This is a genomic window from Arthrobacter tumbae, assembly GCF_016907495.1.
In the GTDB taxonomy this organism is placed as follows: domain Bacteria; phylum Actinomycetota; class Actinomycetes; order Actinomycetales; family Micrococcaceae; genus Arthrobacter_D; species Arthrobacter_D tumbae.
Genome location: NZ_JAFBCC010000001.1, coordinates 355110 through 380619 on the forward strand (window position 1 = coordinate 355110; position 25510 = coordinate 380619).

At 64.4% G+C, this 25510-nt stretch carries 23 protein-coding genes and 1 tRNA gene; 11 read left to right on the plus strand and 13 right to left on the minus strand.

Going from position 1 to position 25510, the window contains the following annotated elements:
- Positions 1-4: 4 nt before the first annotated feature.
- Positions 5-1213: a cysteine desulfurase family protein gene (locus JOD47_RS01650; RefSeq protein WP_204531350.1), complete on the minus strand. Its 1209-nt coding sequence runs from the start codon at positions 1211-1213 to the stop codon at positions 5-7.
- A gap of 85 nt (positions 1214-1298) precedes the next feature.
- On the opposite strand from JOD47_RS01650, the gene folP reads away from it, so the two are divergent.
- Complete coding sequence (gene folP / locus JOD47_RS01655) at positions 1299-2231, plus strand: dihydropteroate synthase (RefSeq protein ID WP_307836170.1); 933 nt, start codon at positions 1299-1301, stop codon at positions 2229-2231.
- Entirely contained in the window at positions 2228-2974 is a 747-nt protein-coding gene (locus JOD47_RS01660) for a pyrimidine reductase family protein (protein ID WP_204531351.1), read from the plus strand. Before folP ends, JOD47_RS01660 begins: the two co-directional genes overlap by 4 nt.
- On the opposite strand, the gene JOD47_RS01665 is transcribed toward JOD47_RS01660, so the two are convergent.
- From JOD47_RS01665 to JOD47_RS01675, 3 genes are all read right to left on the minus strand, one after another.
- Positions 2971-3669, minus strand: coding sequence for a hypothetical protein (locus JOD47_RS01665; protein ID WP_204531352.1), 699 nt, complete (start codon positions 3667-3669; stop codon positions 2971-2973). The two genes, JOD47_RS01660 and JOD47_RS01665, sit on opposite strands and share 4 nt — an antisense overlap.
- Before the next feature lie 122 nt (positions 3670-3791).
- Positions 3792-4682 carry a diacylglycerol/lipid kinase family protein gene (locus tag JOD47_RS01670; RefSeq protein WP_204531354.1) on the minus strand — a complete coding sequence of 297 codons (891 nt, stop codon included), beginning with the start codon at positions 4680-4682 and terminating at the stop codon, positions 3792-3794.
- Positions 4679-5266 (minus strand): pentapeptide repeat-containing protein, encoded by a 588-nt coding sequence (locus JOD47_RS01675; protein ID WP_204531356.1) that lies wholly within the window; start codon positions 5264-5266, stop codon positions 4679-4681. The genes JOD47_RS01670 and JOD47_RS01675 overlap by 4 nt, the downstream gene beginning before the upstream one ends.
- Before the next feature lie 107 nt (positions 5267-5373).
- Between JOD47_RS01675 and JOD47_RS01680 the strand changes: the two genes are divergently transcribed.
- From JOD47_RS01680 to JOD47_RS01700, 5 genes are all read left to right on the plus strand, one after another.
- The gene (locus JOD47_RS01680) at positions 5374-6300 is read left to right on the plus strand and encodes a J domain-containing protein (RefSeq protein ID WP_204531358.1); all 927 of its coding nucleotides are present in this window, start codon (positions 5374-5376) and stop codon (positions 6298-6300) included.
- A gap of 9 nt (positions 6301-6309) precedes the next feature.
- A complete protein-coding gene (locus JOD47_RS01685) occupies positions 6310-6804 on the plus strand; it encodes a tRNA (cytidine(34)-2'-O)-methyltransferase (protein WP_204531360.1) in 495 nt (164 codons plus the stop codon).
- Positions 6801-7598, plus strand: a complete 798-nt coding sequence (locus JOD47_RS01690; protein ID WP_204531362.1) for a class I SAM-dependent methyltransferase — start codon at positions 6801-6803, stop codon at positions 7596-7598. Before JOD47_RS01685 ends, JOD47_RS01690 begins: the two co-directional genes overlap by 4 nt.
- Positions 7599-7795: 197 nt before the next feature.
- Positions 7796-8413, plus strand: coding sequence for an ECF RNA polymerase sigma factor SigK (gene sigK / locus JOD47_RS01695; protein WP_239547970.1), 618 nt, complete (start codon positions 7796-7798; stop codon positions 8411-8413).
- A 16-nt stretch (positions 8414-8429) separates the two neighbouring features.
- On the plus strand, positions 8430-9218 hold the full coding sequence (locus tag JOD47_RS01700; protein ID WP_239547971.1) for an anti-sigma factor: 789 nt from the start codon (positions 8430-8432) through the stop codon (positions 9216-9218).
- A 42-nt stretch (positions 9219-9260) separates the two neighbouring features.
- Here the strand turns inward: JOD47_RS01700 and JOD47_RS01705 are convergent, their stop codons facing one another.
- The 4 genes from JOD47_RS01705 to JOD47_RS01720 all read right to left on the minus strand — a co-directional run bounded on the left by JOD47_RS01705 (position 9261) and on the right by JOD47_RS01720 (position 13418).
- Positions 9261-10019 carry a PIG-L deacetylase family protein gene (locus JOD47_RS01705; protein ID WP_204531366.1) on the minus strand — a complete coding sequence of 253 codons (759 nt, stop codon included), beginning with the start codon at positions 10017-10019 and terminating at the stop codon, positions 9261-9263.
- A 2-nt stretch (positions 10020-10021) separates the two neighbouring features.
- Positions 10022-10969 carry an electron transfer flavoprotein subunit alpha/FixB family protein gene (locus JOD47_RS01710; protein ID WP_204531367.1) on the minus strand — a complete coding sequence of 316 codons (948 nt, stop codon included), beginning with the start codon at positions 10967-10969 and terminating at the stop codon, positions 10022-10024.
- A gap of 42 nt (positions 10970-11011) precedes the next feature.
- Positions 11012-11830: an electron transfer flavoprotein subunit beta/FixA family protein gene (locus JOD47_RS01715; RefSeq protein WP_204531368.1), complete on the minus strand. Its 819-nt coding sequence runs from the start codon at positions 11828-11830 to the stop codon at positions 11012-11014.
- Between the two features lie 130 nt (positions 11831-11960).
- Positions 11961-13418: a S1C family serine protease gene (locus JOD47_RS01720; RefSeq protein WP_204531369.1), complete on the minus strand. Its 1458-nt coding sequence runs from the start codon at positions 13416-13418 to the stop codon at positions 11961-11963.
- A 295-nt stretch (positions 13419-13713) separates the two neighbouring features.
- Here JOD47_RS01720 and JOD47_RS01725 point away from each other — a divergent pair, with 295 nt between their 5' ends.
- The 3 genes from JOD47_RS01725 to JOD47_RS01735 all read left to right on the plus strand — a co-directional run bounded on the left by JOD47_RS01725 (position 13714) and on the right by JOD47_RS01735 (position 18128).
- Positions 13714-15822 carry a TPM domain-containing protein gene (locus JOD47_RS01725; protein WP_204531370.1) on the plus strand — a complete coding sequence of 703 codons (2109 nt, stop codon included), beginning with the start codon at positions 13714-13716 and terminating at the stop codon, positions 15820-15822.
- A 52-nt stretch (positions 15823-15874) separates the two neighbouring features.
- The gene (locus tag JOD47_RS01730; protein ID WP_204531371.1) at positions 15875-16642 is read left to right on the plus strand and encodes a PspA/IM30 family protein; all 768 of its coding nucleotides are present in this window, start codon (positions 15875-15877) and stop codon (positions 16640-16642) included.
- 97 nt (positions 16643-16739) lie between these two features.
- A complete protein-coding gene (locus JOD47_RS01735) occupies positions 16740-18128 on the plus strand; it encodes a cryptochrome/photolyase family protein (RefSeq protein ID WP_204531373.1) in 1389 nt (462 codons plus the stop codon).
- Here JOD47_RS01735 and JOD47_RS01740 read toward each other — a convergent pair.
- The 4 genes from JOD47_RS01740 to JOD47_RS01755 all read right to left on the minus strand — a co-directional run bounded on the left by JOD47_RS01740 (position 18097) and on the right by JOD47_RS01755 (position 23154).
- On the minus strand, positions 18097-18621 hold the full coding sequence (locus tag JOD47_RS01740; protein WP_204531375.1) for a DUF6328 family protein: 525 nt from the start codon (positions 18619-18621) through the stop codon (positions 18097-18099). The genes JOD47_RS01735 and JOD47_RS01740 overlap by 32 nt on opposite strands.
- Before the next feature lie 97 nt (positions 18622-18718).
- Positions 18719-18792, minus strand: a tRNA-Met gene (locus JOD47_RS01745).
- A 57-nt stretch (positions 18793-18849) separates the two neighbouring features.
- On the minus strand, positions 18850-21873 hold the full coding sequence (locus JOD47_RS01750; RefSeq protein ID WP_372432779.1) for a UPF0182 family membrane protein: 3024 nt from the start codon (positions 21871-21873) through the stop codon (positions 18850-18852).
- Positions 21874-22035: 162 nt separating this feature from the next.
- The gene (locus JOD47_RS01755; protein ID WP_307836171.1) at positions 22036-23154 is read right to left on the minus strand and encodes a YlbL family protein; all 1119 of its coding nucleotides are present in this window, start codon (positions 23152-23154) and stop codon (positions 22036-22038) included.
- Positions 23155-23445: 291 nt separating this feature from the next.
- On the opposite strand from JOD47_RS01755, the gene JOD47_RS01760 reads away from it, so the two are divergent.
- Positions 23446-24900 (plus strand): zinc-dependent metalloprotease, encoded by a 1455-nt coding sequence (locus tag JOD47_RS01760; protein ID WP_204531377.1) that lies wholly within the window; start codon positions 23446-23448, stop codon positions 24898-24900.
- Between the two features lie 60 nt (positions 24901-24960).
- Here JOD47_RS01760 and JOD47_RS01765 read toward each other — a convergent pair whose 3' ends face one another.
- On the minus strand, positions 24961-25500 hold the full coding sequence (locus tag JOD47_RS01765; protein WP_204531379.1) for a M48 metallopeptidase family protein: 540 nt from the start codon (positions 25498-25500) through the stop codon (positions 24961-24963).
- Positions 25501-25510: the final 10 nt, after the last annotated feature.

The following is a 25510-nucleotide window of genomic DNA, read 5'->3' on the forward strand; positions in this document are numbered from 1 at the left end:
CTCCCTAACTGAAGCCTGTTCCTGCTGTCTGGATCGATGAGGCATGGTCTGACATGCCCGCCTTGAGGGCACGTTGATACGCTTCCGGCAGCGCGGCCACCAAGGCGTCAACGTCTTCCGGCGTCGATGTATGCCCGAGGCTGAAACGCTGGGCGCCGCGGGCCTCGGTAACGCTTAGCCCCATGGCCAGCAGCACGTGGGAGGGCCGCGGCACTCCGGCGGTGCACGCCGATCCGGTGGAGGACTCGACCCCCGCTACGTCGAGCAGGAAGAGCAGCGAGTCCCCCTCGCACCCCGGAAAGGTGAAATGGGCGTTGCCCGGCAGCCGTTCGGTTTCAGGCCCCCGCAGGACTGCCTCCGGTACAACCCGTTGGACGCCGGCGATGAGCCGGTCCCGCAGGCCCGCGATCCGCGCAGATTCATTGGGAAGGTGAGTGGCGGCGTCGTCGGCTGCTGCCGCGAATGCGGCGATACCGGCGGTATCCAGCGTGCCGGAGCGGATGTCCCGCTCCTGGCCGCCGCCGTGCTGGACCGGCGTTAGTTTCACGGCCCGGCCAACGAACAACGCTCCCACGCCCACCGGGCCGCCGATCTTGTGCCCGCTGACGGCCATGGTGGCCAGCCCCGATTCGGCGAAGGAAACGGGCACTGATCCGAAGGCCTGGACCGCGTCCGAGTGGACCGGAATGCCGTGAGCCGCCGCAGCGGAGGTAATTTCGGCAATCGGCTGCAGCGCACCCACCTCGTTGTTCGCCCACATGACGGTGATCAGCGCGATCTCGTCCGCGCCGCTGTCGAGCTCCTGCCTGAGCGCGTCCAGCCGGACAATGCCCTCCGCTGTCACCGGGAGCCAGGTCACTTGGGCGCCCTCGTGCCGTTCCAGCCATTCGACGGTGTCCTGGACAGCGGGGTGCTCGACGGCGCTGCACAGGATCCGGGTCCTCCGCGGTTCCGCGTCACGGCGGGCCCAAAACAGTCCCTTGACGGCAAGGTTGTCCGCCTCTGTACCGCCGGACGTGAAAATGACCTCGGACGGATGTGCCCCGGCTGCCCGGGCCAGCGTTTCGCGGGCGTCTTCGACAGCCCTGCGGGCACGCCGGCCGGAGCCGTGCAGCGATGAAGGATTGCCGCTACGGCTGAGTTCTGTGGTGAGTGCGGCGAGCGCGGGCGCCGAGAGGGGCGTGGTCGCCGCGTGATCGAGGTACACGGGCACCCGTCGATTCTACCGTCGGACGCTTCCAAAGCCGAACGGGCCCGGGAGCGCGGGCGCTGTCAGGAACGGCTGATAGAAATGAGCTGTGGAAAAGATCCCCGCACATCCCGGCTTCCCGCAGTTCGTTCCCCACCTGCTGCATGCCAGGCACACGTTCGGGCAGCGCGTCCTGGACTTCGACCGGCAGATCGCGCTGATGGCGATCATCAACCGCACCCCGGATTCCTTCTACGACGGCGGACGCACCTTCGCACTGCAGGCGGCGGTCGATGCTTCGCTGCAGGCAGTGTCCGACGGCGCGGACTGGGTGGACATCGGCGGCGCGCCTTTCGCGCCGGGGCCGGCCATCCCGGCTGATGAGGAAGCCGACAGGATTCTTCCGGTGATCCGTGCAGTCAGAGACGCGTCCGACGTCGTCATTTCTGCCGATACCTTCCTGCCGGAAGTGGCGGAGCAGGCCATCAAGGCGGGGGCGAACGTTGTCAATGACACCACCGGCCTTCGCAACCGGGATCTCGCGGCGGTGGTTGCCGAGACGGGCGCGCACGTAGTCATCACCCACAGCCTTGCCGAGCCGCGCACCGTGCTTGGACGGCCGGCCTACGCGGATGTGGTGGCGGAGGTGGCGGACTTCCTGGTCCGGCAGGTGGAGCTCGCGGTCAACCTGGGCATCGGCGAAAACCGCATCCTGGTGGATCCCGGACATGACCTGAACAAGAACACCCTGCACTCACTCGAAATCACGCGCCGGTTCGCCGAAATCGCCGGGCTTGGGTTTCCGACGCTCGCGGCAGTGTCGAACAAGGATTTCATCGGGGAGACGCTGAACCGGCCCAAGCCGGAACGGGTGGAAGGATCCATTGCCGCCGCCGTCATGTGTGCACTCGGCGGCGCCCGGATCCTCCGGATGCACAACGTAGCCGCAGCCCATTCCGCCATCACTGTGGTGGAAGCAGCCATGGGCTGGCGCCAACCGGCCTATCTCCGTCACAACATGGGAGAGTACAACCAGCCATGATCAACCAGCTCCTCCCCCGCAGCGCAGCCGACCGATCCGACGACGATCTGCTTGCGCTCTACGACTACCCATCCAAGCGCCCCTGGGCGCGGTTCAACTTCATCGCCAGCCTCGACGGCTCAGCGGCGCATCAGGGCGTTTCCGCGCCATTAGGCAATGAGGGCGACCGGCGCCTGTTCGGTCTCCTCCGGCGGCTCAGCGATGTGATCCTTATCGGGGCGGGAACCGTGCGCGCCGAGGGCTACGCTGGGCCCCTGGTCAGCGAGGGGGACACCCGCTGGCGCACCGATCGGGGGCTGTCTGCCCACCCCGCCCTCGCCATCATTTCGGGCACGCTGGGCCTGGATCCGGACAGCGACCTGTTCCGGCTCTCTCCCGTGCGCCCCCTTCTCCTGACGACGGCGGCGGTGGACCCGGAGCGCGTACGGTCCCTATCGGAGGTTGCCGACGTCGTGATCGCGGGTGCTGAGAGCGTTGGCGCGCGCACGTGCGTTTCAACGCTGAACGACCGCGGATTGGGCCGCATACTCTGTGAAGGCGGGCCCAGCATCTTCGGCGCATTTCTGGCTGAAGACGCAGTGGACGAACTGTGCCTCTCACTCAGCCCGTTGCTGACCGGTGGCCAGGGCTCGCCTATCGCCGCCGGCGCTGACAACCCGGAGCTCCACCGGTTGGCGTTGGCGTCACTGCTGGAGTCCGACTCTGCCCTCTATGGACGCTGGACGCGCGCGACGAGCCGCTAACCCGGTGGAACGACGGAGATGCTGCTGCGTACCTCGACGGAGGCCGCGGTCAGTTGCTCGTCCGACGGACACGAGATGATGAAGGCCAGCCCGGTCCCCGTTGCCTCGAAGAGACGCAACGATATGGCGCTGGCAGGATGATCTCCCGCAGCGTCCTGCACATAGGTCAGGAACTCGATCGATGCCGTCGATTCCGCCGGCGAGGCTCCCCATAACCAGTCAGTGGTCACCAGGTACTCCGGCAGGATGCTCGGATCCAGAAACCGGAACAGCGCCTCGGTGGAGGCCCGGTCATTACCGCTGACCACCAGTGGGCCCTGCGGCGGTGTGGAGCGCAGTGACGCAGTGCAGCCGGCGTCGCTGACGTACACGGACTCGCCGTTGACCAGGACCTTCTCCTGCGACCACCCCGGAGCTCTTGACAGCCCGTCGGAGAAGGCAACCGTGTCAGCTTCCTCAATGTAGCTTCCACGGTCAAACGTCATGTCATTGCCGACGATGTCGGCACGCGGCAGTGGCGGCAACTCAGACAAACCGCCGGAGGCATCGCCGGAGGGCTCCGGCGCCGTCGTCATCATGCTGTCCGATGCAGGTGCGTCCGGCGACACGGGCACCTCGATCCGGCATCCGGCGAGCAGTGGTGCAAGGACAAGCAGAATGGCGCACGCCGGCAGCGGCCGATCCCTCCATGCCATTCCAGCCTCCCCGTCCCTCTCGATCCTTGACCCTCTTGACCCGTAAGGCGGCCCTTGACGACGCCGGCACCTACTCTAGCGAGCGCACGCCACACAAGCTCCCCGGATGGAAGGCGTGCCCTTCAGGCCAGTATGTTCAGGGCTCCCGGTACGACGTCGATGCGCACAGGTCCGGTTCCGACGGGCTCGCCGTCGGCGTAGAGCTCGATGCCCGGCACCCCAAGCTCAACCGAGGATGCCCTCCGGAGGTGCACCTCGCGCAGCCCCACGTGCCGGCCGGAGAAGAGCAGCGGGAACAGCGCCAGGAGCCGTAGCCGGGACAGCGGATCCACCACCAGCACATGCAGCCGCCCGTCGTCGGTCCTTGCTTCCGGAGTGATGAGCATGCCGCCGCCGATGGAACGCAGGTTGGACACGCAGACGAGCATTGCAGACACGTCAGCTTCCTCGCCATCGATGCTCAGCCGGTAGTCCAGGGGGCGGAAGAACGGCAATTCGCGCAACAGTGCCAGTACGTATCTGGCCCGACCGCGCGGGCGGGCCCAGCGGTTGGCCCGGGCATTCACCACAGCGTCAAGACCGGCGGAACAGGCAGCGGCAAACCAGATGTCCTGCCTGCCGGCCGCCGTGATCCGCCCCAGGTCCATCCGGCGTGCCTCCCGCCCCAGCGAGGGCAGCAGAACTGCGAGCGCGGCCGGCGGAGAGCGCAGCGGCAGGCCAAGTGAGCGCGCGATGTCGTTCCCGGTGCCCACGGGGATGATGCCGAGCGGCACACCCGTTCCTGCGAGGACGTTGATGGCGACGGACACCAGGCCGTCCCCGCCGACGGCTACGAGCCCGTCCGGATGCCGCGTGAGCGCGCTTTCGAGTTCGGTCCGCAGCTGTTCTGGTCCCTGCAGGCCCACCACATCGAGCGTGTGCCCAGCCGATTCCAAGCCCCGCACGATGTCCGGTGCTGCGCGCGCCCCGGCGCCGGAACCGGCCACTGGATTGAGCGCAACAACGAGCTTCAACGGATGACCGCCCCGTGCGCCTCTGCAACGGCGAGCGCCTGGGAGACGTCGACGACGGCACCCCGGACGTTGAAGTTCTCCGCATCAATTCCCTCGAGCGTGCTTCCGCGCAGGTCAGCACCTCTCAGCCGGGCGCCGCTCCAGGAAATGCTGGTGAGGCGACAGTCCCGGAACTCCACGTCCCGGAGGTCCGTACGGGTGAAATCGGCCTCCGTGAAATTCACCTCGGAGAACGCGCTGCGCTGCAGGTCGGCCCCCGCTAACGAGACAAACGACCAGTTGCCGCCCACCACCCGGATCGGTTTGAGGGAGGAATCTGCGAAGACGCTGCCCGTGAACTTGCAGCCCTCGAAGGTGGCATCGAAGAAGTTGCAGTGCTCGAACCGGCAATTGTCGAACGCGCTGTTGACATGGGTCGACACGTTGAACCTCACGTTGCGGAAAACGCAGCCGCTGAAGACGGTGCCTTCGCTGCGCATTTCGGTGAAGTCACAGTCCGTGAAGCGCTTCCCGCGGTGATCCTCGCGCTCGCTTCCGGTTGCGTACCAGTCCAACCCGCTGTGTACCTCGCTCTTGCCCGCCATGCTCCTGATGCTATCGGCCCATTTGCCGGAGGGAACGACACCGTTTACAGTCAAGCGCGGAACCTGCGCACACCGTTCCTGATCCCAAATCGCCACGAAAGGCCACTATGGCAGCCCCCGACCGCACGTTCTACGCCGTGCTCGGGGTGAGCAGAAGCGCCACTGCGAAACAGATCAAGGATGCCTACCGCAGAGCTGCCCGGACAGCTCATCCCGACCAGGGAGGGAACGCTGAACTGTTCCATGAGGTGGCCGTAGCCTACGAGATGCTTTCCGATCCGGAGCGCCGCCGCCGTTACGACCGCACCCTCGGCGTCGAAGACCCGTTGCCCGGCGCGCGGGCGGCGTCCAGCGCTAGGCGGCAGCCGCCGCCGGCGCCCTCAGAAGCGCATGCACAACCCCCGCGGTACGAGCCAGCCTACGACGGCGGCACACACAGTCCGCCGCTACCGCTCGCCCTGGCGCAACAGCAGGTCCACGGCACTGCCCGCCAGCCCGGCGCCCTCGGCCGGCTGCGCCCGGGCACCACCGCGCGCTATGACGGGGAGCGGGCGACGGCCCGCCTGCTGGAGACCAGCCTGCTTCCCGGTTTTCCCGCTGCACGGCTCGTCAACGGGCTTTCGTTCGGTGGGGGGTCCGACGTCGGACATGCGATGCTGGCGGGGTACCGCATCGCCGTCGTCGATTCCCTCCTGGCCCCGCCTGGAAACTATTCGTGGGACGGTCAACGCCTGCGTCATCGCGGGCGCCATGCCGGCGACGTGCGGCTCACGGAAACGGTGCGCAAGGTCCAGGATCTGTTTCCCGAGTGCAATGTGCGGGGATGGCTGGCTCTGCACGGCAGGCAGAACAACCCATTCGAACCGATCGTGGACTACCCGCCCTCCCTGGACCGTTCCGCTCTCGTCTCTGTCCACGTGGCCAACGCCGGAACGCTGCTTCGCGAGGTTCGGCGGTTCCTGTCCGAGGGACCCCAGCCCAATACCGTCCAGGTGCCGGTGCTCGCCCGCTTGCTCGCTGCGTCCGGGCGCTAGGATTGCACAGTGTTCCGCATCCTCTTCCACACTCCCGAGATTCCCGGCAATACCGGCAATGCCATTCGCCTGGCTGCGGTCACCGGCGCGGAACTGCACCTCATCGAGCCGCTGGGCTTTGACCTGGAGGATTCCAAATTGCGGCGGGCGGGGCTGGATTACCACGACCTCGCCGTCCTGACCGTGCACCCGGATCTGGATTCCGCCCTCGCTGCCCTGCAACCCGATCGGCTGTTCGCCTACACCTCCGAGGGCACAGTCACGTACTCGGATATCCAGTACCGTCCAGGCGACGTGCTCCTTTTCGGACCGGAATCCGTCGGGCTGCCTTCCGAAGTGAAGAACCATGCCGCGGTCACGGCGCGGGTGCGGCTTCCGATGCTTCCTTCCCGGCGTTCGCTCAACCTGGCCGGCTCGGCGTCCATCGTGGTGTACGAGGCCTGGCGTCAGCAGGACTTCAAGGGCGCGCAGCCGGCCCAATCCATCATGGAGGACCGTTTGTGACCACCGTAGGCAATCTGTTCGACGACGGCGCTGAGCACTTCGAGCGGTTCGCTCCGGCCCTCTGGAACACCATGGGCAACGCGGTGGTGGCCGCCGCCGACCTGCACGTCGGCCAGAGCGTGCTGGATGCCTGCTGCGGAAGCGGAGCGAGCACCATTCCCGCAGCCCAGGTTGTGGGCCCGGACGCGCGGATCGACGCGGTGGACCTCTCCGCCGAGCTCCTGGCGCTGGCGGCGGCGAAGGCTAACGCTTTGGGCCTGGACGCGGTCAGTTTCACTGAGGCCGACGTTTCCGTGTGGACCTCCGACGAGGCCTACGATGCTGTGCTCTGCTGCTACGGACTCTTCTTTCTTCCGGACATGGCCGACGGCGTGCGGCATCTGGCGTCGCAGCTGCGCAGCGGCGGCAAACTTGCCATCAGCACCTGGCAGGAAGGCGCCCACGAACCGTTTGCGTCGCTGCTGCAGGAGGTCTGCTTCGAAGAGCAGCCCGGCCTGCGCGATGCACCGGTCCCCAAGCCAATTCGGCAAATGGCCCAGATCTCCTCGGTCGGGAAGCTGCAGGCCTTTCTCGAGACGGCCGGTTTCACGTCGATCGAAGTCCACGTCGCTCCTCTGCAGATCCCGCTCGATTCAGACCTTGCCTGGGCTTTGGTGCTTGGAACGGGCTACCGGTTCCTGCTACCCCCCGACGCCGGGAGCAGGGAACGCGTACGTGACCGCTTCCTGGAGAAACTGGGTAGCCAGCCCACCCTCAACGCCGACTCCCTGATCGCTGTCGCGATTCGCCAGTGACGCCTCACTCAGGGGACCCATCCATCGCGTGACCTGCTTCGAATAGGAGATGTCATCAGTTGTAGTGGATCGGGCACGGAAACCTGCAGAAACGGCGGTCGGGCATGGGCGGAAGGCCAGTTGGGCGAGATGTCCTGACCCGCGCCGTGGGTCATCATGTTCGGGATACCCATCCCGGCGCTTTATGCTTGAAGCCTATGGATACGCCACGTGTGAGCCGGATAACCCCAGCTGGATCAGACCGTGACCAGACCGCCGCGTCTTCCGGCGCCGCACCTGACCTGGCTGGTCTGCTGGCGCGGATCGCCCAGCAGGACCAAAGCGCCTTCGCGGAGTTCTACGCACAGACCTCGCGCAGGGTGTTCGGCCTGGCACGACGCGTTCTGATCGACCCCGAGCTCAGCGAGGACACCACGCAGGAGGTCTACCTGCAGGTGTGGAACATGGCGGACCGGTTCAACGCGGACGCGGGTAGCCCCATGGCCTGGCTGATGACGCTGGCCCATCGCCGCGCGGTGGACAGGGTGCGGTCCGAGCAAAGCTCCACTGACCGGGAAGCCCGGTACGGCGCAGCCATGCAGGTCAAGGACCATGACGACGTCGTCGACACCGTAACGCAGCGGCTGGAAGCCGAAGCCGTCGTCCGGTGCCTGGAGACCCTGACCGGGACACAGCAGGAGTCCGTGCGGCTCGCCTACTACGGCGGGCTGACATATCGGGAAGTGGCAGAAAAGCTTGGCGTGGCGGTACCCACCATCAAGTCGAGAATCAGAGACGGACTCATCCGATTGAAAACATGTTTGGGGGTGAACTGAGATGCAGGACAAGGAAATGAACAAGCAGTTTGCAGATGATCTTCGGCAGGACCTGGCCGGCGGCCTGGCCGCCGAGTGGGCTGAGATGTATGCCCTGGATGCTGTGAGCGAAGAGGAGCGCACCACACTCGAGGACTACATCTCAGAAGCCTCTCCCGAGGTCCGCGAGGCCTTCAACCAGCGGGTTCGGTCCACACGCGAGACGCTGGCCCAGGCCTACGCGACGCAGGAGGAGGAACCCCCCGCTGACCTCTTTACCCGCATCGTCGGTAATCTGCCGGCCGAAAAGCCCTCTCCCGCTGCTTCCCCCGTGTCTCCTGCTGGGGATGAGCTGGCTGCACGACGCGCTGCCGGTCACAGGCAATCGCCTGTCGGACGCTGGCTGCTTGCAGCAGCGGCTGCTGTGGTTGTGGCGGTCGGCGGCGTGACGGTGGCGCAGAACCTGCAGCCTTCCTCCATCCAGGAGCAGGTCCTGCAGGCAGGCGACGTCCAACGTGAACAGGTCGCGATCGGTGATACCGGTACCGCTGACCTCGCTTTCTCGGAATCCAGGGATGCCGCTGTCGTCACGCTCGATGGTGTTCCTGCCCCGCCGGAGGGCAAGGTGTACCAGATGTGGCGCCTTCCTGCGGACGGCGCATCCCCGGAGTCGCTGGGGACCATGAATGCCGAAGATGCAGCACACACCGAGCTGGAAATTGAAGGCATCAGAACGTATAGCGGCCTGGCGATCACTGTCGAACCCGAGGGTGGCTCGGAAACGCCTACCCTCCCGATCGTGGTGGAAATTCCCTTCGACGCCTGACCGGACACGCTGGGAACGCGGTCAGGGCCTGCAGGCGGACTGTCAGAACCCGGCGATCGTCGCGTCGGTGTTGACCGGGACCACCTGGAACACCTCGGCGCTTCGGCCCGCCGCAAGATCGCCGCGCTGTGCGTTAGCCGCCAGGAACGCACGAACAGTGCTGTCCATCCGGTCGAGGTCAGGGTGCTGGCTGGCGTGGAACCGCAGCGCCCGCATCTTGTCTTCCACATGGTCAGTCACATCGACGAAATGGTTCTCCAGCGATGTGGGCCCGCCGAAGAACCACAGCCAGGGCACGCGGTAGGCTTCCACCCCCCGCGCAGCAAGCTCGGGGAAAGCATAGGGATTTTCCACAGCGGGATAAATCGCACGGGTGACGGCCTCGCCGCATGCGAGGTGATCGGGATGGCTCTTCTGGATGCGTTCCCAGTTCCGCTCAGGGTGCATGGACAGCACTATCTGCGGCCGCACGTTCCGGATGAGCTCGACGACGCCGGCCACCAGTTCCAGGCTGGGTTCCAGGTAACCGTCCCGGTAGCCAAGGAAGTGTACGTTTTCGACGCCGACCAGTCGGGCGGCTGCCCGCTGTTCCTCCCGACGCCGGTCCACGATGTCCGGACGATGCTCATCGGAAAAGCCTCCTGCGTCGCCATCGGTCATGATGCAGTAATCAACGACGACGCCGGCCGCGCTCCACCGCGCAACCGTACCTGCTGCGCCGAAATCGACATCATCTGGATGCGCTACGAAACAGAGGACCCGGCTCACACCGTCTTCCGGCCGTTCAGGCACGATGGGCATGCTCAGCTCCTGCGTTTGTTGATTTCTGCGGTTGCCTGCGGCAGGACAGTAGTCAGGTCACCCACGATGCCGAAGTCCGCGATGTCGAAGACCGGGGCGTCAGGGTCCTTGTTCACCGCAACGATGACCTTGGCCGTCTGCATGCCGGCCTTCTGCTGGATGGCGCCGGAGATGCCCGCGGACACGTACAGCTGCGGGGAGACCGTCTTGCCGGTCTGGCCGATCTGTGCGGAATGATCGATCCATCCCGCATCCGTGGCGGCTCTCGATGCACCGACAGCGCCGCCGAGCGCGTCGGCAAGATCTTCGATCGGCCCGAAGTCGCCGTCCACTCCCCTGCCGCCTGCCACCACGATGCGTGCCTCATCCAGCGACGGACGGCCGCTCGCGGCCCGTTCGGAGCGCTCCGTAATCCGTGCTGCGGCGCCCGGTACCGCGACGTCCACCCTGCGAACCTCAGGGATGGAACCGCTCTGGGGCGTTGCGATCTCCACGCTGTTTGCCTTGACCGTGATGATCGGGCGCCCGGTTGTGACGGAAGCGTTCACTGTGTAGGAGCCCGCGAACACCGACTTTGTGACGCTGAAATCCTTACCCACTGCAATGGCATCAGTGATGACACCGGCTGACAGGCGGATACCTACTCGCGCAGCAATCTCCTTGGCCTCGAACGTGTTGCCAAGAAGCACTGCATCAGCTGCTGCTTCTTCGGCTGCTGCTGCGAGGAAAGCCGCTTTGCCCGCCACGAGCAGTTCGCCGAGCCCGTCCACTGCAGGCTGATACAGCACGCCGGCACCGTGTGCGCCGAGTTCTGCGGAAACTCCGTCCGTCAGGTCTCCAAGCAGGGCAACGACCGGCTCTCCCAACATTCCGGCAAGCGTCAAAAGCTCACGGTCGGTTTTGTGCAGGTGCTCACCGGGCGTGTCGATGTAAACGAGGACATGTGCCATTCCAGGGCTCCTTGGGAAGTGGTTCGCTGATTCCGGCTGCGGTCAGAGCAGCTTTTGATCGGCGAGGAAATCAACCAGTTGACGACCGGCGTCGCCCTCGTCCGTGATGATGACGCCCTGCGAGCGCGCAGGACGCTGCTGCGCCTGCTCCACCCGCGTCCAGGCTCCGCTGAAGCCGACCTCCGACGCATCCAGCCCGACGTCGGCAAGGCTAAGGGTGGCGATCGGCTTTTTCTTGGCTGCCATGATGCCCTTGAAGTTCGGATACCGCGGTTCGTTGATCTGGTCGGTCACGGAAACCACAGCGGGCACGGTACTCCGGACCGTCTCAGCCACGTTGTCGCTTTCGCGGCGGGCGATGAGCTGCCGGGCGCCGTCGTCGTGAGTGAGTTCAAGGGTGGACGCAAAAGTGACCTGCGGCAACTCCAGCAGCTCTGCCAGCTGCGCGGGAACAAGGGAGGTTTCGCCGTCTGTGGAGGCCATGCCCGTCAGGACAAGGTCCACAGGGCCCAGCTGGCGGACGACGGCAGCGAGGGCGCGTGAGGTGCCGGACGCATCCGAGCCGGCGAGGGCATCATCACAGAGGTGGATGCCCTCGTGTGCACCGATCTGCAGCGCTTTCTTCACGGCGTTGACCGCGGCTGGGGGTCCCATGGTGACCGCCATGACACGGTGGCCGTCTCCACCCTGGGCTTCCACGAGCTGCAGCGCCGCTTCAAGGGCATACTCGTCGAGTTCCGACAGAATGCTTTCCGAGCGGTCGGTGGTGTTGTGCCCTCCGCTGAGATGACGGTCGAACTGGGTGTCCGGTACGTGCTTGACCAACACCGCGATATTCAGCGCGGGTATTGCCTCGTCCATTGCTGCCTTTCCTTGCGGCCCATTGCTGCCCGCAGACAAGCTAACCACACACATGTCCCGATCACAGCAGGTATATGACGCAGCGGCAGCCCCCGGATAGGGAGCTGCCGCTGCGTCGTCTATCAGGGGGTCAGGCCGGTGACTGGCCGACCGTCACATCAAGGGTCAGGGCCTCTTCCCCGCGGACAAGTTCGATCTGAGTTGACTGTCCTTCGGCGAGCATCCGGATGGCTGCGGTGAGGGCCTGTGGGTCCTCGATCGGCAGTTCACCCACCCGGGTGATGACGTCCCCTTCCTGGAACCCTGCGGTTTCAGCGGGACTGCCGGGCTCGACAGACTGCACCTGCGCACCGACGGAGAATGAGCTGGCGCTCTCTGCATCGCCGGATGCGGCCGCACCGACGCCCACACCGAGGAAACCATGCGTTGCTTCGCCGTTGGCGATGATTTCTTCTGCAATGCGCTGGGCGTAGTTGATCGGAATGGAGAATCCAACGCCGATGTTGCCGGCGCTCTCCCCCGTGCCGGCCGACGCGATGGCGACATTGACTCCGATGATCTGACCCTGGGAATCAACCAGCGCTCCCCCGGAGTTGCCCTGGTTGATGGCGGCATCCGTCTGGATCACATTCAGGTAGATGGAGCCCTGGGACCCCTGCTGCGGCGCCTGGGATCCATCCGGCGGGAGGAAGTTGAACCCGTCTCCCGGATCCTGTTCCGGAGCATCCGATTGCTCTTCGGGAACGGCCGACGACTGCACGCTGATCGTCCGGTTGAGCGTAGAGACGATGCCGTCCGTCACGGTGCCGCTCAGTCCCAGCGGTGCTCCGATAGCTATCGCGACATCACCGACGTTCAATTCCGAGGAATCAGCGAGAGTTGCGGGCTGAAGGTCCGGCGCATCGATCTTGATAACGGCCAGGTCTGAGAGCGGATCCGTGCCTACTACCTGGGCCTGGAAGACCCGCCCGTCATTGGTTCGTACTTCGACAGCAGGGTCTGCGACCTGGCCGCCGAGGGTGACGACGTGCGTGTTGGTGAGGATGTGGCCCTCAGCGTCGAGGATGATGCCGGAACCTGATCCGCCGGAACCGCCGCCGTTGACGGAGATGGTCACGACGCTGGGCGAGGCTTTGGCGGCTGCGCCGGTGATTTCGTTGACGCTTTCGGTGTCATTCACCACAACCGACTGGGCCTGGGAGGTGCCGCTGTTGGATCCCTCGTCCCCCGTGTCAAGGATGGCGTCTGCACCGACAGCCACGCCTCCACCGAGAAGGCCGGCCACGAGCATGCCGGTCAGAAAAGTGCCGGTTCCGACGCGTTTCCGCGATGCGCGCTGCTTCTTCCCCGGTTCCGCTGGACGGGCATACGGTCCGTAACCGAAGGAAGCTCCCTGCGGGTGCCCGCCGGCTGCCTGCGTCTCCGGCCCGTTCCCGGCCGGATAGTGCGAATCCTCGAGAGGCGTGGTGAACGGCTGCGACTGGGGCTGATGCTGCTGCGTCGGCGGGACGTTCGGGTTGTGGCTTGGCGGATTCGTCGGCCGTGGCGGAAGCGGTCCGTTGTAGGAACCGTTAGTGTTCTCGGTCATCGGTTGTCCTTTCACTGATGCTCCCTGAACTATGGCAAAGCAATCTGTGCTCATGACTGACGTTGCCTGTGCGGCGGCTGTGAGCCAACCGGACGTCCGGGCGCTTCTCCCATTCTCCCGCATGCCGCTGATGGCGGTTCACGACGAGGTTTCGCTTGCGGCATAGCCCTGCCGGTGGACTGCCTCCAGAGCGCACCATAGAATCGCAGTCAGGCGAACCCGGGGGATCTGTGCCTTGCCAACGGCTGTTTGCCTGTTCCCGGAGCGCCCGGCGGACACTGCTGAAGGGTTGCGAATGAAGTCGAGCATTGCACGCATCTGCGCCGCCGCGGGTGTTGGGGCATTCGCCCTGTTGAGCCCTGTGGCTGCCGCTCCCGCCTGGGCCGTGGATCCGGTTGACTTCAGCTCGGAGACGGTGGTTGACCAGGCCGATGTCCTCTCTGACACTGAGCAGCAGGAGGTGGAACAGTCGATCGGGCAGCTGCAGGCTGAGCACGGCTACACGCTCCATGTCGCCTACGTTGACTCCTTCACCAACCCGTCGGACGCTGAACAATGGGCGCAAGAATCCGCAGCAGCCAGCGACTTCGGCCCTACCGACGCGATCATGGTGGTTGGCTTGGAGCAGGAACGTGCCGGGCTGGTTGCGGACGATTCAAGTCCGATCGGCGATCAGGAAAGAGAGATCAACGACTCCGTGGTTCTTCCGGAACTGTCCGACGGCGACTGGGACGGCGCTGCGATCGCGGCCACCACAGCCATCGCGCAGGTTCTCGACGGCGGAACCGTCAGTGCTGCTGAAACGTCCGCTGACGGTGGTGGAGGTTCAGTCCTCTTCATCGGAGGGCTGCTGGTTCTCGCTGGTGTGGGCGGGTACTTCTATCTCCGGTCCAAGCGCCGGAAGCCGGTCGCTCAGGAGCAGAACCAGCACCCGTCGGAGATCGAGTTCGGACCGGGCCGGGGTGCCGACGGTCAGGTGCTGGATCCGTTGGCTTCACTGAGCGTGGAAGACCTGCGGCTTCGTGCAGGAAGCCTGCTGATAGCCGCCGACGACGCGATCAAGTCGAGTGAACAGGAAGTCGGCTTCGCTCAGGCCCAGTACGGCGATGAGGCAGTCAAGCCGTTCGCCGCGGACATCACGGCGGCAAAGGCCCATATGAGCGAGTCGTTTAAACTTCAGCAGCAGCTTGATGACCACATCCCGGATACTGAAGAGGATCAGCGTAAATGGCTTGGCGACATCATCCGCCGCTGTGAGTCGGTTAACGCCAGCCTGCAGGAACACAAGGCGGACTTCGATGCCCTGCGAATGCTTGAACGCAACGCCCCGCAGGCCCTGGCAGAGGCACAGGCCTCCGCGGGCGATGTCAAGACCCGGTTGAACGCGGCTGAACGGACTTTGCGGGAGCTCCAGGGGCGGTACGCTGCCTCGGCAACCTCGCAGATCGAGGACAACGTGGTCCAGGCGCGTGAACGGCTGCAATTCGTCGACAATGCCGCTTCCACGGCACAAAGGCATCTGTCCGAGGGCAACACCGGTGCCGCCGTCGTCGCCGTCCGCGCCGCCGAAGAAGGCGGCCACCAGACCAAGGTCCTGCTGGAAGCCATCGATCGCCGCGCCACGGAACTGGACACTGCCGAACGTGAAATGGAACAAGCTGTTTCGGATACGGCCCAGGACGTCGCGCAGGCGCAGGCCATGGTTGCTGCCGGTTCCAATCCCGAACTCGCCGGTCCCGTAGCGGGCACAACAGCGGCGCTGGAATCGGTGAAGCGGGAGATCGCGTCGGGCAAAATCGACCCCGTCGTGCTCCTTCAGCGAGTCGAGACAGCGCACACGCAACTGGACTCCGCGATCGGTGGTGTCCGAGACCACGCCGAACAGACCCGCAGGGCACGGGAAAGCCTGCAGCACACCATCATGGCCGCCCAGTCACGGATTTCCGGAACGGCGGACTACATTCGCGCCCGCCGCGGGGGTGTGGGCAGCGAAGCCCGGACCCGGTTGGCGGAGGCGGAGCGCAACCTTGAGTATGCGATGGGCGTCCAGACCGATGACCCGGTGACGGCGCTCTCCCATGCCCAGCAGGCTGTCGCGCTTGCCGAGCAGGCCGGCCAGATCGCGCAAAGTGATGTGGATGGCTTCGGTGGACGTATGGGCGGCTTCGGGGGCGGCGGTATGTTCGGCGGCCGTGGGGACGGCATGGGCGGCGCCCTGCTCGGCGGCATTTTGATCGGGTCCATTCTCAACGGCGGCGGACACGGCGGCGGACTCTTCGGCGGCGGCGGTGGCGGATTCAGCGGAGGTGGCGATGCCGGAATGTTCGGCGGCGGCGGATTCGGTGGTTTCGATGCCGGCGGCGGCGGATTCGGTGACTTCGGGGGCGGCTTCGGAGATTTTTAGGTGAGCGACCTCAACAGGCAGTGAACTACTCAGGAAGATCGAAAGGTATCCAATGGTAAAGCAATCAATTTTCGGACGTATCGCGACACTGGCGAAGGCCAACATCAACGCGATGCTGGATCAGGCGGAAGACCCGCAGAAGATGCTCGACCAGATGGTCCGCGACTATTCGAACAGCATCGCCGAAGCCGAGAGCGCAGTAGCGCAAACCATCGGCAACCTGCGCATGCTGCAGGAGGACTACAACGAGGACCGCGAGAACGCCCGCAACTGGGGCAACAAGGCGCTGGCGGCATCGAAGAAAGCTGACGAGTACCGTACCTCGGGCGACGCCCCGGATGCGGAGAAGTTCGACAATTTGGCCAAGGTCGCCATCCAGCGTCAGATCACTGCAGAGAACGAGGCTAAGGGCGCTGAGCCCACCATCGCATCGCAGACCGAGATCGTCGAAAAGCTCAAGACCGGGCTGAACCAGATGAAGGGCAAGCTCAACGAACTGACCAGCAAGCGCGATGAACTCATTGCGCGCTCGCGCACAGCGGCAGCACAGGCGCAGGTGCATGATGCGATGAAGAGCATCGACTTCATGGATCCGACCAGCGAGGTGGGGCGCTTCGAGGAGAAGATCCGCCGGGAGGAGGCCCGCGTTCTCGGCCAGGCGGAATTGGCAAACTCAAGCCTCGACTCACAGTTCGAAAGTCTCGAGGACCTCGGCGAACAGAGTGAGATTGAGGCGCGCCTCGCCGCACTGAAGTCAGGTGGCTCCGGCGCCAGTGCCCCCTCTGCCATTGAGCAGGGCGAGGACAGCCCCAAGTACTGATTCAGCACTGGCGATACGGCGGCGGTTCAGGCTTCGGACCGCCGCCGTTCCCGTTAACGGCTCGTCGGCCGCAGCAGAGCGCCGGTAGATTGGCCCTATGGCCCTGACTCTGGTGTGGCTCCGCGACGACCTGCGCATCGCCGACAATCCTGCCCTGCACGCTGCTGCCGAGCGAGGCGACGTCGTCGTCTGTTATGTGCGTGATGAGGTGAGTGAGGGTATTCGGCCCTTGGGCAGTGCCAGCCGTTGGTGGCTCCATCACTCGCTGTCAGCGCTCCAGCGCGCCCTTCAGGAGCGGGGGATTCCGCTGGTGTTCCGATCAGGTCGCGCAGCAGATGTCATCCCCCAGCTCCTCACAGAGTGCGGAGCGGATGCGGTCTTCTGGAATCGCCGGTATGTGCTCGCCGAGAGGAACATCGACGCCGCTCTCAAGGCTTCTCTCGGTGATGAGGGGTACCAGGTGCACAGCTTTCAGGCGAACCTGCTGTTCGAACCCTGGGAAGTGACTACTGGGAGCGGCTCCCCGTACAAAGTCTTCACCCCCTTCTGGCGGGCATGCCGGAATCGGCCGGCACCGCGGGAGCCCCTCGATGTGCCGCCTGTGCTGAGCGGTCCAGGAATCGACTCAGAGGACCTGGACGAGTGGCACCTCTTGCCTGGCCCGGTTGACTGGGCGGGCGGCCTCAGACAGACCTGGACGCCCGGAGAACAGACAGGGCAGGCGCTCCTCAAACGCTTCGTAACCGACACCGTTGACGGATACGCCGAAGCCCGGCAGCTGCCTGACGTCGAAGGAACCAGCCGCCTCTCTCCGCACCTTCGGTTCGGCGAGATCAGTCCATTTCAGGTGTGGCAGTTCGCGCATGCCGGATCCACATCCACCACCTCGGGAGATCTCACTGTCTTCACACAGGAACTCGGCTGGCGCGAGTTCTGCTGGCAGCTGCTGTACCACCAGCCCCAGCTGGCGACGGAAAACTACCGGCCGCAGTTCAATGCCTTTCCCTGGCAGCAGCCGGACCCCGACGAACTTGACGCCTGGCACTACGGGCGCACGGGGTTCCCCTTGATCGATGCAGGAATGCGCCAGCTCTGGGATACCGGCTGGATGCACAACCGGGTGCGCATGGCGGTCGGCTCATTCCTGGTGAAGAACATGATGGTGGACTGGCGTGTGGGCGAGCAGTGGTTCTGGGACACGCTGGTCGATGCGGATCCGGCGAACAACGCAGCGAACTGGCAGTGGGTGGCCGGCTCAGGAGCCGACGCCGCACCCTACTTCCGGATCTTCAACCCGGTCACCCAGAGCAAGAAGTTTGACTCCGACGGCGGTTACCTTCGTCGATGGGTTCCGGAGTTGCGCGCCGCGCAGAATGTCCACGAACCGTGGACGGAATTACCTGCCGGTTATCCCGCTCCGCTGCTGGATCTGAAAGCCTCGCGGGACCGGGCGCTCAGCGCATATCAGGACCTTCGCCGCGACTGACCGCCTTCATCGACCGTCGTTTGAGCACCTGCGGCACAGCGACCCACAGCGCGAGGATGGTCACGGAGAGACCGATTGCGCTCACGGTTCCCGCTGTCCGGTCCAGCACGATGTCGAAAATCAGACCGGTTGTACCGACCAGGACGAGGGCCACGAGGACCATCGTGGTACGCAGGATCCGGTGCGCATGGCGCACCAGTGCCTCTTTGATGCGCAATCGGAAAAAGGTTCGGTGCAGGATCACCGTGCCGAGCAGCAGTGCCGTGATGAGAGCGGACAACACGACGAGCACGAGGTATACCGCGATCTGAAATGAATCCAGTTCCGTGAAGCGGGACTGGAACGGGAGTGTGAGCAGGAAGCCGGTGAGGATCTGGATACCGGTCTGGAGGACACGAAGTTCCTGCAGTATTTCGAGCCAGTTCCGGTCAACACGCTGGAGCGCTGTCTCCCCCCGCTCCTTGTCCCCGCCCACCGCGCCCTGATCGATCATGAACACAGTTTAGGTGAGCTGCATGCGCAAAAGGCGACAGCAATGCGGGAATGACGAAGGTCCCGGAAGCCTGGCTTTCGGGACCTTCGTCATCTTGTTGCGGGGGCAAGATTTGAACTTGCGACCTCTGGGTTATGAGCCCAGCGAGCTACCGAACTGCTCCACCCCGCGGCGTAATACCTACTCTACCCGCCGCGGGGGTGGATCCCAAATCGGGACCCGGTTGCCTTATTCGGTGGCTCCTCCAGACGCTTCAGAGAGACGCGTCTCGGCATCCAGTGCGCGCTGCAGTGCCTGGTCGAGCCGCTCCTGTGCCTCGCCGTAGACTGCGAAGTCTCCCTCCGCGAGGGCGGTCTGCCCTTCCTGGATCGCCGCGTTGGCTTCCTCCAGTGCCGCGCGCAGATCTGCTGCCGGATCGCCAGTGCCCGGTTCCACCGGGGTGGTGGGCGCTTCGGTGGGCTCCGCGGTCGGTTCCTCGGATGCCGGCGGCGCGGCCGGGTCATCAGGGGTCTCGCCGACATTCTCGCTGTCTCCGGTTACTGCGCCGGAATCTCCCTGGAACACCTGGTCAAGCGCTTCGTCCAGGGTAGGCGCAAAGCCGACCTGTTCCCCGAAGCTCACCAGTACACGCCGCAGGACGGGGAAGGATGAGTCGCCCGAGGACTGCACGTACACCGGCTGCACATAGGCGATGCCGCCGCCGATGGGCAGCGTGAGGAGGTTACCGCTGATCACTTCGGAGGCGCCCTGGCGCAGCAGGTTCAGCTCCTGCGAAACCTCGGTATCCGAGTTGAACAGGTTCGCCGCCTGACCCGGTCCCACAGCCGAGTCCTGACCGGACGAATCGAGTAGCCGCAGAGTCCCGTAGGTTTCCGCCTTGACACCGGGCTCACCGGTACCGGCGTCACCGTCCGCCGCGAGGAATCCATAGAGGATATTGCGCGACTCCTGGCCCTCCGGCACAAAAGGAATGAACGGAGTGGTGAGCGAGAAGCTTGCCGACTCCTGGTCGGGCATCTGGAGTGAGAGGTAGAACGGGGGCTGCTTGACGTCCTGTTCGCCTTCTTCCAGCGTCGGATCATCCGGCACCGCCCAGGCCTGGTTGTTGCTGTAGAAGGGCTGGGTTTCCATCACATGGTAACGGGCAAGCAGCTCGCGCTGGACCTTGAAAAGATCCTCCGGGTACCGCACATGCGCCATGAGATCAGCTGACATTTCGCTGAACGGTTGCAGTGACGTCGGATACACCTTCTGCCACGCCTTCAGGATCGGGTCCTGATCATCCCAGGCATACAGGTCCACCGAGCCGTCATAGGCGTCGACCGTAGCCTTGACAGCGTTCCGGATGTAGTTGACCTGCTCAGCAGGCAGGGCGGTGGCGACTCCTTCCGCGGTGAGGGAATCGACGGTGGCTGACTGCAGTTCCTGCTGGGTCGAGTACGGGTAGTCGGACGTAGTCGTGTAACCGTCGATAATCCACTTGACGCGGCCGTCAACGATGGCCGGGTAGGTGTTGCTGTCCAGTGTGAGGTACGGGGCAACCTTCTCCACACGGTCAACCGGATCACGGTCATACAGGATCTGGGATTCACCCGTTACCTGGTCCGACAGGAGCAGGTCCGTGGACTGGAACTTCAGTGCGTACACCAGTCGGTTGAAGAAGTTGCCCACCTGCGGTCCGCCGTCGCCGACAAACGTGCTCCGCGCTTCCTGGTCGGATTCCTCTGTCTGGGGGCGGTCGATTTCAAGTGGTGTGGCGCCGTCGGGAGCACCGACGATCGAGTATTCCGGTGATTCCTCACCGAAGTAAATACGCGGCTCGAACGTGCTCTCATCCCCCAGCAGGCCTGTGGACGGGATGCCTGACTGGATGAACTCGGGGCGTCCGTCGGGTTCCACCGTTGAACCGGCCGCTGCCACGACACCGTAGCCGTGCGTGTAGTAGACGTGCTCGTTGATCCAGCCATCGGGTACGCCGGCCGTGTTCAGCTCACGTACTGCAATAACGGTGTCCTCGATCTCACCGTCGATCTCATAGCGGTCAACGTTCAGGATCTCGGGGAACTGGTAGTACTGGCGGAACTGCTGGAGCTGGCTGAACGCGTCGCTCACAAGGTTGGGGTCCAGCAACCGGATGTTGGCCGTGGTCTCGCCGTCTTCGTTCAACGCTCCCTCCTGAGGAACTTCGTCCACCCCATAGTCATTGACCTGCACTTCATCCAGGCCGTAGGCCGCGCGCGTCATCTCCATGTTGCGCTCGATGAACGGCTCTTCACGGCTGAACTCCGACGGAACAACCTGGAAGCGCTGGATGACCCAGGGATACACGCCGCCCGCGAGAATGGCCGTGATGACCAGCATGGCCGTGCCGATCACGGGCAGGCGCCACCGGCCGATCACGGCGGAAACAATGAAGAGGACCGCGACGATGACAGCGGCCGCGGCGAGGATCGCTTTGGTGGGGATGACGGCGTTGACATCGGTGTACAGCGCTCCGGCCCATTTGCCGTCGCTGCTGATGACGGTGGAATACCGGTCCAGCCAGTAATTGACGCCCTGCAGGATCAGGAAGAGGGCAGCCAGGACCGCGATGTGCGTCCGGGCGGCCTTGCTTGTGAAGAGCCCCTTCTCCTCAAGGCGGATGCCTCCGTACAGATAGTGCGTAAGCACGCCGGCAATAGCGCTGATGACGATGACGCTCACCAGGAACCCGAGCAGGAAGCTCAGGAACGGCAGGGTGAAGACGTAAAACCCGATGTCCAGCCCGAACTCCGGATCGGTTTCTCCGAAAGGCTCCGAATTGAAGAACAGGAGCATCCGTTCCCACTGTGACGACGCTGCCGTTCCGGCGAATGCGCCCAGCACGACGGGGATGCCGATCATGAGGAGTCTGCGGATCGGTTCAAGCTGGGCCTGATAGCGGTTCAGATTGTCCTGGACACTGCTGTCAGGAGCGTAGATGGGCCGTGAACGGTAGGCGATGCGCAGGCTGAAGTAGACGCTGGCACCCATGAGCAGGAAGGCCGCCACGAACAGGCCGATCCGCGAGAGGTTCTCGGTGACGAACACCTCGAGGAAGCCCAGCTGGTTGTACCAGAGCACATCGGCATAAACCTGGGAGAAATACACGAAGCCGACGACGAGCAGACCGAGAACGATCAGGGTCGGTACCAGCGGTCCACGCCGCCGGGGTGGGGAGGAAGACGGCTGGCTTGGTCTGCTGCCGAACGGCCGGTCAGGTCCGGATGTCACTATTACCTCATCCTTGGGGGTACGGGAGTGCTAGTGCGCAGTGGCGCACGGTTCACTGTTGTTTATTCTGCCCTGTGCACGTCCGGCCCACACAATTCAGTTCCGCCCGGACGGTAGTACCCCGGAATCGTTTCTCAATCGTGTCCAATCTGACCTTGCCTGTTAGGCGGGGTCCTCACACGTTGCGAGCTGCGCGCCGTCGTCATTCCCTTCTCCCAGCGTCCGGACAGCCGTGACCGCGTCCTCGAGGGTTTCGACACGGACCACCCGAAGACCGTCCGGAATATGGCCGACTACTTCAGTGCAGTTTGCCGCCGGCGCGAGAAATACCTCGGCACCCGCGTCACGCGCGCCGGCCAGCTTCTGGCGGATCCCTCCGATGGGGCCGACGGCGCCGGATGAGTCAATCGTTCCGGTTCCGGCGAAGTGCCTCCCGCCGGTGAGCTGCCCCTCCGTCAGCGTGTCGACGATCCCGAGAGCGAACATCGTTCCGGCTGACGGACCGCCGACATTGTTCAGGGCGATGTCCACCTCAAACGGGAACTGGAACTCGGACATCAGGAAAACACCGAGCTGATAGTCTCCGGACTCCCCCAGCAGGGGCTCCACGGACTCCACCACCGTTGCACCGTTCCGCGTCACCGTGATCTCAACGCCTTCTCCGGCCGCCGCATTCAACGCTTCCTTCAACGGCTCCAGCGACTCGATCGTCTCGCCATCGATACGGGTGAGTTGGTCGCCTTCCTCAAGGATGCCTTCAGCAGCCGAATCCGGCGCGAAGCCTACGACCGAGAGCGTTTCCCCGTAGGGGATCTCAAGGTGGGCAAGCGCGGCCGCCACTGCAGATTCCTGCGAGGATGTCATCGCCTCGGCGTTCTGCTCCTCAATGTCAGACTCCGAGACGTCCGGCGGGTAGACCAATTCGCGGGGCGTGACCGCCTGCGCAGGATCCGCCCAGGCGCGGAAGGCGTCGAAAACGCTGATGGTCTGCCCTGGGCCTCCAGCCACGAAAACGGTTGTCAGATCCAGTGCCCCGTCGGTCGGATAGGTTTCCCTGCCTTCGACGGTGATCAGCGGTTCCCCGTTGATCTGACCGATGGTGTTGAAGGTGGGACCGGGCGACTCGACAACGTAGGGAGACGGTAACAGGACAGCGGCCGCTCCGAGGCCCAGCGCGAGCAGCCCCGATACCGACATGACGGTAAAGCGGGGGTCCCTTTTCACGGCGTCGTGCTTTGGCCGGCTGATGTCCTGGGAAAGCGGCTGGGTCAACGGTTTCACCTTTAAATTATTGAGGGCGCCGCAGTTCACCCCGGCGCGCGGGGTGACAGGGCATCACATCCCAAGCGTACAAGCCCGCCATGCGCTCATCGCATCCGCGTGAATGCGCTTTGCCTAGAGCGAACTCATGCAGGGCGTGCGGGACAAGTCTGGGGCCTGCCGGTAACGTTTGAGGTCCCGACTGACCATTGCTTCGGCCGGCTATGGCAACTGCAAGCCCCACGGTTTGCTTCGATGAAGCACCATATGAGCACAATCCGACCAAGTTTCGACCAAGGACCGGTGGTATCGATGAGCTCCAATCCGTCGAACAACGACGACGACACTCCCAAGGATCCGCTTTCCGAGATGCTCGAACGCTTGATGGGCGGCAACATGCAGGGCATGAACCCGCAGGAGATTGCCAAGGCAGCCGGGCTGCCCAATGATCCCCAGGCCATGGCGATGATGATGCAGCAGGTCCAGGCCATGTTCTCCGCGCAGTCTGAAGGACCCGTGAACTGGACGATGGCCAGGGATCAGGCTCGGCGCGCCGCTGCGACCGGAGGTGACCCGTCGGTGGGCAGCAAGGACCAGCGCGAGGTCGACGATGCGTTGCGGCTCGCTGAGATGTGGCTGGATCCAGTGACCGATTTCCCGTCCACCGCGCTCCTTGGCAGGGCGTGGTCCCGTGCGGAGTGGGTCGAGGCAACAATGGCAACCTGGAAGCGGCTGACTGAACCCGTGGCCACCAGCATCGCTCTCGCCCTCTCCAACGCGATCACCGAACAGATGCCGGAAGAGATGAAGTCCATGATGGGCGGAGCCACGTCAATGCTTCAGAACATGGGCGGCGCCATGTTCGGCATGCAGTTGGGGCAGGCCGTCGGCGCATTGTCCCGCGATGTCGTGAGTTCGACGGACATCGGCATACCGCTGGCGGAGAACAGCATGGCGCTCCTTCCTGCCAACGTCGCCGCGTTCGGACAGGGCCTGGACATCTCCGAGTATGACGTTCGGCTGTTCCTTGCCGTCCGGGAAGCCGCCCACGTCCGGCTTTTCACGCAGGTGCCATGGCTGACCGGGCACCTTCTCGGGGCGATCGAGAGCTATGCGCGCGGCATCCATATCGACATGTCGAAGATCGAGGAAGTCGCCCGGGACATCGACCCGTCGAACCCCGAGTCACTGCAGAGTGCGCTGTCCGAGGGTGTTTTCATGCCCGAGCGCACACCTGCACAGGATACTGCGCTCGCCCGCCTGGAAACGACGCTCGCGCTCGTTGAAGGCTGGGTCGATGAACTCACCGCAGCCGCTACCGCCAATCTCGATTCATCGATCGCGCTGCGCGAAGTGGTTCGGCGCCGCCGGGCCACAGGGGGGCCGGCGGAAAACGCCTTTGCGTCGCTTGTCGGCCTGGAACTGCGTCCCCGACGGCTCCGCGACGCCGCAGCACTGTGGGACCAGGTGCGTCAGGAGCGCGGAATCGACGGGCGGGATGCGATCTGGCAGCACCCGGATTTGCTGCCAACGCCGGAAGACCTCGATGATCCAGCAGGTTTCAGCAAGCGGCGCCAACTGGCCGAATCCGCCGACGCTGACGTCGATGCAGCGCTCGAGAAGCTGTTGGCTGGCGGGTTTGAGTCCCCGGGGGGTGAAGAACCGACAACGACGGACGGGACTGACGGCGATACCGGCCCGACAGACGGGCCTGACGCAGAGGACGGCGATAACGGCCCGACAGGCAAGGGCGACGATGCCCGCTGAGTGATCAGAGTGCCTGCCGTCAGCCCTTCCATCGGTTCTGGTCAGTTTCGATAGTGGGCGCTAACGTCCGCTGAGGCCGTGATCCGCCGCGTAAGCGGCGCCCAGCAGAAATGCCTTGGCGGTTTCTGTGTGTGGGTAGCTCTTCAAAAGGGCCCAGAAGGTCGCGTTGTGCGAGGGCTCGATCAGGTGAGCCATCTCATGCAGGATCACGTAGTCCACGACCCAGTCCGGCATTCCCTGCAGTTTGTGGGACAGTCGAATGGCGCGGGCTACGGGCGTGGCCGATCCCCACCGCGAATTCTGATTGGTCACCCACCGGATGCTGTTGGGCGCTCCACGTCCTCCCAGGAATCGAGCCGACAGCTCTGCAGCGCGCTCGCCCAGTCCGGTGTCCGAGTGTGTGGGCTGGATGGACTTCGCGTGCAGCTTGGCTACCATCCTTTCAACCCACTGCTTTTCCTGTCCTGCGGTGAAAGTGGCTGGAATCGAAACGACCGCCACGCCGTCGCGAAGGTCCACGCTGACGGTTCTGCGGCGACGGGCCGAGCGGCGCACTTCCACCGGATAAGGTTCGGAATCCGAGGCGCTGACGGGCCTCACGCCAGGTTCC